Here is a 7,353-nt window from a genome sequence, read left to right as displayed (position 1 = left end):
AGCGGCATCCACCAGGACGGGATGCTGAAGCACCGCGGCACCTACGTGAGCATGACGCCGGAGGACGTGGGCCAGGGCTCGTCCAACCTGGTGATGGGCAAGCACTCCGGCCGCCACGCCTTCCGCGAGAAGCTCAAGGACCTGGGCTATGAGCTGGGCCAGAACGCCCTGAACGAGGCGTTCCAGCGGTTCAAGGACCTGGCCGACAAGAAGAAGCACGTCTACGACGACGACCTCATCGCGCTGGTGGACGACGCGCTGGCGCACGGCGCCGACCGCATCCAGGTCAAGCATCTGCGGGTGCTGGCCGGCACCGAGGGGCCGCAGGAAGCCAACCTGACCGTCACCGTCGACGGCGAGGAGCGCTCGGCCAAGGCCACCGGCGACGGCCCCGTGGACGCGGTGTTCAACGCCATCCACGAGGTGGTGCCGCACACGGCCATCCTGCGCCTGTTCCAGGTGCACGCGGTGACCGAGGGCACCGACGCCCAGGCCCAGGTCTCGGTGCGTCTGGAGGAGGACGGCCGGATCGCCACCGGCCAGGCCGCCGACACCGACACCCTGACGGCGTCGGCCAAGGCCTATGTTAACGCGCTGAACAACCTCTTCGCCCGCAAGGAGAAGAGCGCGCCTGACGACGCCAAGGTCGCCAGCGGCTTCTAGCCTTCCGCTCGGTCCCGCGAAAGCGGGGCTCCAAGCATTCCTCCGTACCAGCGGGCGCTGCGCGCGCCCGGCTGCACGCGCATGAGCGGGGGCATTCATGCTGTGGGTTCTTCTGACGGCCGCGGCCGCGCCGCTGCAGGTCGCGCGCAACGCCCTGCAGCGTGGGCTGGTGGGCGACGCCGGGCCCTGGGGGGCGACCCTGGTCCGCTTCCTTTTCGGCCTGCCGTTCTCGGTGGTGATCTTCGCGGTGGTGGCGCTGCTGACGCCAAGCGCCGAGCCGCAGGCGAGCGCCAGGTTCTGGGCCGCGGTGGCGATCGGCGCCTTCGGCCAGGTGATCCAGACGGCGCTGCTGCTTGTGGCCATGCGCCGGTCGGGCTTTGCGGTGGCGACCTTCATGCAGCAGACCAATCTGCCGCTGTCGGCGCTGTTCGGGTGGCTCGTGTTCGCAGACGTGATGGCGCCGGGCGCCTGGATAGGGTTGGCCGCGGCCACCGTGGGGCTTTGCGTCCTCTCCTGGCCAAAGGGCGGCTTCCAGTCGGGGGCGCTGCTGGGGTCGGCGCTTGGCGTCGCGTCGGGCGCAGCCATGGCGGTGGTGCTGAACGCTTACCGGCAGGCCGGCCTGGCCCTGGAGCCGGAGCATCCGATCTACGCCGGCACCGCGGCGGTCTGCGTCGCCCAGGCGTTGCAGTCGGTGGGCCTGACGCTGATCCTGGCCTTGACCAAGCCCGCGGCCCTGAGGGCGGTGGCGACGTCCTGGCGCGAGTCGCTGGGGGCGGGGTTCTGCGGGGCGGCGGCCTCGGCGTGCTGGTTCAGCGCGCTGGCCATCGCGCCGGCCGGGCAGGTGAGGGCGGTGGGCGTGGTGGAGCTGCCGATCGCGGCTGCGGCCGGCCGGCGGCTGTTCAAGGAGAAGCTGAACCTGCGCCAGATCGTCGGCGGGGTGGCCACCGGCCTTGGCGTTGTGACCACGGCGCTGGCCTGAGTAAGCTGGCGCCATGACCGACCTCCACCGACGCAGGGCGCTGGGCGCCGGTCTCGCCGCCGCCGGCCAGTTCCTCCTCGCCGCGCCCGCACGCGCCCGGGCGCCGGTGACGGTGTTCGCCGCCGCCTCGCTGCAGAACGCCCTGAACGACGTCGGCGCCGCCTACACCCGGGGGACCGGCCAGCCGGTGCGGTTCTCGTACGCCGCCTCCTCGGCCATCGCCCGGCAGATCGAGCAGGGCGCGCCCGCCGACCTGTTCGTCTCCGCCGACCGCGAATGGATGGACTACGTGGCCCATAGGGGGCTGATCCAGCCGGCCAGCCGCCGCGACCTGCTGGCGGGCCGGCTGGTGCTGATCGCGCCAGCCCGCTCGAAGGTGCAGCTCGCCATCCGCCCAGGCATGCCGCTCGCCCGAACGCTGGGCCGCGGCCGGCTGGCGATGGCCGCGCCGGACGTGCCGGCGGGGCGATACGGACGGGCGGCCCTGACCCGCCTGGGCGTCTGGAAGAGCGTCGAGGGCCGCATCGCGCCGGCCGAGAACGTCCGCAGCGCGCTCCAGTTCGTGGCTCGCGGGGAGGCGCCGCTGGGGATTGTCTACGAGACGGACGCCAAGCTGGACCGGCGGGTGCGGATCGTCAGCGTGTTCCCGCCGTCCAGCCATCCGCCCATCGTCTATCCCGCGGCGCTGACGAGCCGCGGGGCGCGCAACCGTGCGGCGGGCGGCTTCCTCGCCTATCTATCGGGTCCTGAGGCCACGGCGGTGTTTCGGCGCTATGGTTTCAGCGTCACGCCGTCACGCTGAGTCCGCACCCGCATGAAGTTCTTCTACGCCGCCGCCATCGCCCTGCTGGCCGCCGCCTGCAGCCAGCCGAGCGTCGGCCAGCCAACGGCCAGGCCTGGCTTTCCCGAGCCTGACCGGCCGATCGCGGAGATCGTCAGCTCGACCTGGTCGTCCGGTCCGGACCGGGACAAGGCCGACGAGTCGGGCCAGCTGATCCGCGCGCTGGGCGTCGGCCCCGGGATGGCGGTGGCCGACATCGGCGCCGGCTCCGGGTACCATGCGCTTCGGCTCTCGCCGGTGGTGGGCCCGGAGGGGCGGGTCTACGCCCAGGACGTGACGGAGGCTTATCTGGCGCAGCTTCGCCAAGAACTGACGCGCCGGGGCATCTCGAATGTGGAGATCGTGGTGGGGGCGGCCGATGATCCCAAGCTGCCGCCGGCGGCTGTGGACCGTGCGATCCTGGCCCACATGTACCATGAGATCGCCCAGCCCTACGCCCTGATGTGGAACTTGGTCCCCTCCCTCAGGCCCGGCGCGCGGGTCGGCATCCTGGACGTGGACCGACTGCCGGAGCACCACGGCACGCCGCCGGCCTTGCTCAAATGCGAACTGGAGGCGGTGGGCTACCGCCAGACCGATTTCCTGACCCTGCAGGGCGGCCTCGGCTACCTCGCCATCTTCGAGCCGCCGGCGCTGGACGCGCGGCCGGCCCCTGAGGACATCCGGCCCTGCCGCCACCGCCGAGGCGATCCCGTCACGGGAGGTTAGCGGCCTCGTAGAGCGCCGCCAGTTCTTCCGCGGCCCAGTGCAGGGGCTGCTCGCTCTGCTCCACCCGTGCTTGGACGAGCGCGCCGTCGAGGGCGGCGACGGTCAGGCTAGCCAGACGCTCCGCGCGCTCGGTAGCGACGCCCTCGGCGACGAGGCGCGTGCTCAGTAACCCGCGCCAGGCTCGCAACGCGTCGCGTCCGCTGGCGGTGATCGCCGGGTCATGCGGAGCGTTTTCCAGCAACACCGTCGTCATCGGCGCCCCGTCCCGGTAGCCCGACTTCGCCATCCAGCCGGCCAGCAGGCGCGCGTGGGCCTTCACCAGGTCGCCGCAGGTATTGGATTGGCGCGAGAGGTCTTCCAGCGTCTCCAGAATGCGGCGGCCAGCCTCCTCGACGGCGGCCTGGCCGATGGCCGCCTTGCCGCCCGGGAAGTAGTGGTACAGCGAGCCCTTCGGCGCGCCGCTCAGGGCCACGATGTCGGCCGTTCCGGTGGCCGCATAGCCGCGCTGGCGGAATAACGTCACAGCCGCATCGACGATCGACTGGCGGTGTTTGGCCGGCGGCGGCACGTTCGCTCCCTCCGAAGCTCAGCTTCTACGCAGCGGTGGCACAGGTAGCGGCCAGGTAAAAGGGCCCCGACCTATATTGACCGGTCTATATCGAACGTGCAGGTTGGGCCTTGAGCAGGAGGCGAGAGATGGATCAGCCGATAAGGTACGAGGCGCGCGACGGCGTCGCCGAGATCACGATGGACGACGGCAAGTTGAACGTGATGTCGCTGCCGATGCTGGAGGCGCTGCACGCCGCCTTCGACCGAGCGGCCGGGGAGGGCGCGATAACCGTTCTGAAGTCGGGACGGGAGGGGATCTTCACCGCCGGCTTCGACTTGAAGGTGTTCGCCGCCAACGACCCCGTGGCCAGCTCTGCCATGGTGAGAGCCGGGGCCGAGCTCGCGCTGAAGGTGTTCTCGCATCCGGCGCCGGTCATCACCGTCTGCGCAGGCCACGCCTATCCCATGGGGGCCTTCCTGATCCTGGCGTCGGACGTGCGGATCGGCGTGCTCGGGCCCTATCGGATCGGGTTCAACGAGGTCGCGATCGGGATTCCCGTGCCGAGCTTTGCGCTGGAGCTCGGGCGGCGGCGCCTCGCCCCCGCCTGGCTCGACCGGACCGCCGTGACGGGCGAGATGTTCGGCATGGAGGCGGCGGCCCAGGCGGGCTTCTTCGACCGTCTCGAGGCGCCCGCCGCCGTCGACGCAGCGCTGGAGGCGACGATCGCCGGCGCCCGAAAGATCCACCGGCCCTCCCAGATCATCGTCAAGGAGCGGCTGAGGGGCCCTGCCATCGCCATGATGCGAACGGCGATCGAGGAGGAGATCACCTCATCCGCCTACGCGGCCCGCAACGGAGGCGGCCCGACCATTCGGCTGCCGACCGCCGAGCCCGCCTCAATCTGAGGTCGGCGCGGCGTCGAAGAGGCCGATCAGCTTGATCAGCTTCTTCGGCGCCTGGGCGCGGTAGCTCTCGTCGATCCAGGACTTCAGCGTCTCGAACGGCGGGATCTCGTTCGGCGCCGGGTCGAAGCTCACCCAGCCGCTGCGGCCGAGGCCGTAGCCGGTGGGCTTGGCGAACGGCAGCTCCAGCGCCTCGGGCCCCGAGAAGGGCAGCTTCACAGACAGGCTGAACGGCTGGCCGGGCGGGGGTAGGTAGGCGAAGGTCTTGTCCTTGACCGCCAGGTCCAGGTGGCCCGGCCAGGGACTCTTCAGGTGCGCTTCCGGATAGTTGAGCCCGAACTTCCGGAGCTCTTCGGCGAGGTCCTCGGCGGCCATCGCGCGCCTCCCTTCGATTCGGATTCAACCGTACACGTGAGAGGCGAACCGGGCGGCGCGCGATTCGCCCACAGGGATATGCGGTTTCTCTCGCCAAGACGCCGCGCGGCGGGCGCGCGCACCCCTTGAATAACCCTTGATCTCGACTCTACGGCAAGGCACACGAGCTACTGTCCTGTCAGCGAGTCCTGGGGGTCGAGCGCTTCGATTCGGAGCGTTAGGGGCCGACGCTCAGGGGTTCTGAGGACCCTTTCTACGCGACTTCAAGAACACAATCGTCAGCCGCATCTCGCTTAGGGCCCTGCATGCTCCAGTCCCTCTTCGGCGCCATCTCGAACGATATCGCCATCGACCTCGGCACCGCCAACACCCTCATCTACATGAAGGGGAAGGGCATCGTGCTGAACGAGCCGTCCGTGGTGGCCCTGCGCAACGTCGGCGGACGCAAGGTCGTCCACGCCGTCGGCATCGAGGCCAAGCAGATGCTCGGCCGCACGCCCGGCCACATGGAAGCCATCCGCCCGATGCGCGACGGGGTCATCGCCGACTTCGAAGTCGCCGAGGAGATGATCAAGTACTTCATCCGCAAGGTTCACAACCGCAAGGGCTTCGTGAACCCGAAGGTGATCGTGTGCGTGCCGTCCGGCGCGACCGCCGTGGAACGCCGCGCCATCAACGACAGCTGCCTGAACGCCGGCGGACGCCGCGTGGGCCTGATTGACGAGCCGATGGCCGCGGCGATCGGCGCGGGCCTGCCGATCCACGAGCCGACCGGCTCGATGGTCGTCGACATCGGCGGCGGCACCACCGAAGTGGCGGTCCTGTCGCTTTCCGGCATCGTCTACTCGCGCTCGGTCCGCGTCGGCGGCGACAAGATGGACGAGGCGATCATCAGCTACATGCGCCGCAACCATAACCTCTTGATCGGCGAGACCACCGCCGAGCGGATTAAGAAGGAGATCGGCACCGCCCGCGCGCCGTCCGACGGCGAGGGCCTGTCGATCGAGGTCAAGGGCCGCGACCTGATGCAGGGCGTGCCCCGCGAAGTGCGGATCAGCGAGAAGCAGGCCTCGGACGCGCTGTCCGAGCCGGTCGGCCAGATCGTCGACGCCGTGAAGCTGGCGCTCGAGGCGACGCCGCCGGAGCTGGCCTCCGACATCGCCGACAAGGGGATAATGCTGACCGGGGGCGGCGCCCTGCTGCGCGGCCTGGACTCCGAGATCCGCGACCACACCGGCCTGCCGGTGACCGTGGCCGACGATCCGCTGTCCTGCGTCGCGCTGGGGTGCGGCAAGGTGCTCGAACATCCGAAGTGGATGAAGGGCGTCCTCGAGTCCACCCTCGCCTAAGAATTGATGTTCAACGATTCGCGTCGGTCGGGGGGCTGACGGCGTAAGTCGCTGATTGGAGGCGACCAGTGTCCTTGCGGGACTCCACGTTCGGCGAGCTCAAGGTGCCGCTCACCTGGATGGCGACGGTGGCCGTGGTCATCGCCTCCATAGTGGCGCTGGCGCTGCTCATGAACGATCGGCGCGGCGACATCTCCGCCGGCGCCTACAGCGTCACCCGAGAGGTGGGCGATAAGGTGGTCGCGCCGGTGGGCGGGGTGCTGTCCACGCCGCTGCGTTGGATCGGCGCCGGCGTCGACACCGTCCGGGGCTACTTCTTCGCGGTCTCGGAGAACCGCCGGCTGAAGGCCGAGCTCCAGGAAATGCGCCAGTGGCGCGACCTGGCGGTCGCGTTGCGCGACACCAACGACCGTTACAAGACCCTGCTGGGCCTGCAGACCGATCCGCCGATCCCGATGGTCGCGGCGCGGGTGGTCCAGGACGCCCGCGGGCCGTTCTCCCACGCGCGGATCGCCAACGCCGGCCGCGAGAAGGGCGTGCAGGCGGGCCATCCGGTGATGAGCGAGAAGGGCCTGGTGGGCCGCGTCGTCGGCGTCACCGACGGGGCCAGCCGCATCCTCACCCTGACCGACATCGCCTCGCGCACTCCGGTGATGATCGACCGGACCAACGCCCGCGCCATCCTGACCGGCGACGGCGGCCCCAATCCGCGGCTCGAATACCTGCGCGGCCACGAACCGGTGAAGGAGGGCGACCGGGTGGTCACCTCCGGCGACGGCGGCATGCTGCCCCGCGGCCTGCCGGTGGGCGTGGCGGTGAAGGGCCTGGACGGCCGCTGGCGGGTGGTGCTGGCGTCCGACTCGGCGCCCATCGACTACGTCCGCATCCTGCTCTTCCAGGACTTCGCCCAGCTGGTGAACACCCGCCAGCTCGACAAGATGTCGCCGCCGCCGCTGATCAGCGCGCCGGGCGCAGCCCCGCCCGCT

General features: G+C 70.3%; 9 protein-coding genes. 7 read left to right on the top strand and 2 right to left on the bottom strand.

Annotated features, from left to right (window positions below):
• The 4 genes from VHK87_RS15195 to VHK87_RS15180 all read left to right on the top strand — a co-directional run.
• Positions 1 to 663, top strand: a 663-nt coding sequence (locus tag VHK87_RS15195; RefSeq protein WP_329635734.1) for an alpha-isopropylmalate synthase regulatory domain-containing protein, incomplete at its 5' end; no start/stop codon positions are given.
• A gap of 97 nt (positions 664 to 760) precedes the next feature.
• Positions 761 to 1,642, top strand: coding sequence for a DMT family transporter (locus tag VHK87_RS15190; protein ID WP_329635733.1), 882 nt, complete (start codon positions 761 to 763; stop codon positions 1,640 to 1,642).
• Between the two features lie 13 nt (positions 1,643 to 1,655).
• On the top strand, positions 1,656 to 2,444 hold the full coding sequence (gene modA / locus VHK87_RS15185; protein ID WP_329635732.1) for a molybdate ABC transporter substrate-binding protein: 789 nt from the start codon (positions 1,656 to 1,658) through the stop codon (positions 2,442 to 2,444).
• Positions 2,445 to 2,456: 12 nt separating this feature from the next.
• Positions 2,457 to 3,191: a class I SAM-dependent methyltransferase gene (locus tag VHK87_RS15180; protein WP_329635731.1), complete on the top strand. Its 735-nt coding sequence runs from the start codon at positions 2,457 to 2,459 to the stop codon at positions 3,189 to 3,191.
• Here VHK87_RS15180 and VHK87_RS15175 read toward each other — a convergent pair.
• Complete coding sequence (locus VHK87_RS15175; RefSeq protein ID WP_329635730.1) at positions 3,178 to 3,759, bottom strand: TetR/AcrR family transcriptional regulator; 582 nt, start codon at positions 3,757 to 3,759, stop codon at positions 3,178 to 3,180. The genes VHK87_RS15180 and VHK87_RS15175 overlap by 14 nt on opposite strands.
• 128 nt (positions 3,760 to 3,887) lie before the next feature.
• Here VHK87_RS15175 and VHK87_RS15170 point away from each other — a divergent pair, with 128 nt between their 5' ends.
• Positions 3,888 to 4,646: a crotonase/enoyl-CoA hydratase family protein gene (locus tag VHK87_RS15170; RefSeq protein WP_329635729.1), complete on the top strand. Its 759-nt coding sequence runs from the start codon at positions 3,888 to 3,890 to the stop codon at positions 4,644 to 4,646.
• Here VHK87_RS15170 and VHK87_RS15165 read toward each other — a convergent pair.
• Positions 4,638 to 5,018, bottom strand: a complete 381-nt coding sequence (locus VHK87_RS15165) for an MmcQ/YjbR family DNA-binding protein (RefSeq protein ID WP_329635728.1) — start codon at positions 5,016 to 5,018, stop codon at positions 4,638 to 4,640. The two genes, VHK87_RS15170 and VHK87_RS15165, sit on opposite strands and share 9 nt — an antisense overlap.
• 305 nt (positions 5,019 to 5,323) lie before the next feature.
• On the opposite strand from VHK87_RS15165, the gene VHK87_RS15160 reads away from it, so the two are divergent.
• Together VHK87_RS15160 and mreC are read left to right on the top strand one after the other, a co-directional pair.
• Entirely contained in the window at positions 5,324 to 6,367 is a 1,044-nt protein-coding gene (locus tag VHK87_RS15160; RefSeq protein WP_320355567.1) for a rod shape-determining protein, read from the top strand.
• Positions 6,368 to 6,435: 68 nt separating this feature from the next.
• Positions 6,436 to 7,353 (top strand): rod shape-determining protein MreC (gene mreC / locus VHK87_RS15155; protein ID WP_329635727.1); only part of this gene is annotated, 918 nt, incomplete at its 3' end.

Source organism: Phenylobacterium sp. (genome assembly GCF_036263695.1).
GTDB lineage: Bacteria > Pseudomonadota > Alphaproteobacteria > Caulobacterales > Caulobacteraceae > Phenylobacterium.
The sequence above is the reverse complement of the archived record's forward strand: the minus strand, read 5'-3'. Positions and strand labels throughout refer to the sequence as shown.

Excerpts from the sequence above, each read along its gene's own strand:
- VHK87_RS15190 (WP_329635733.1), top strand. The coding sequence starts at position 761 with ATGCTGTGGGTTCTTCTGACGGCCGCGGCCGCGCCGCTGCAGGTCGCG.
- modA (WP_329635732.1), top strand. The coding sequence starts at position 1,656 with ATGACCGACCTCCACCGACGCAGGGCGCTGGGCGCCGGTCTCGCCGCC.
- VHK87_RS15180 (WP_329635731.1), top strand. The coding sequence starts at position 2,457 with ATGAAGTTCTTCTACGCCGCCGCCATCGCCCTGCTGGCCGCCGCCTGC.
- VHK87_RS15170 (WP_329635729.1), top strand. The coding sequence starts at position 3,888 with ATGGATCAGCCGATAAGGTACGAGGCGCGCGACGGCGTCGCCGAGATC.
- VHK87_RS15165 (WP_329635728.1), bottom strand. The coding sequence starts at position 5,018 with ATGGCCGCCGAGGACCTCGCCGAAGAGCTCCGGAAGTTCGGGCTCAAC.
- VHK87_RS15160 (WP_320355567.1), top strand. The coding sequence starts at position 5,324 with ATGCTCCAGTCCCTCTTCGGCGCCATCTCGAACGATATCGCCATCGAC.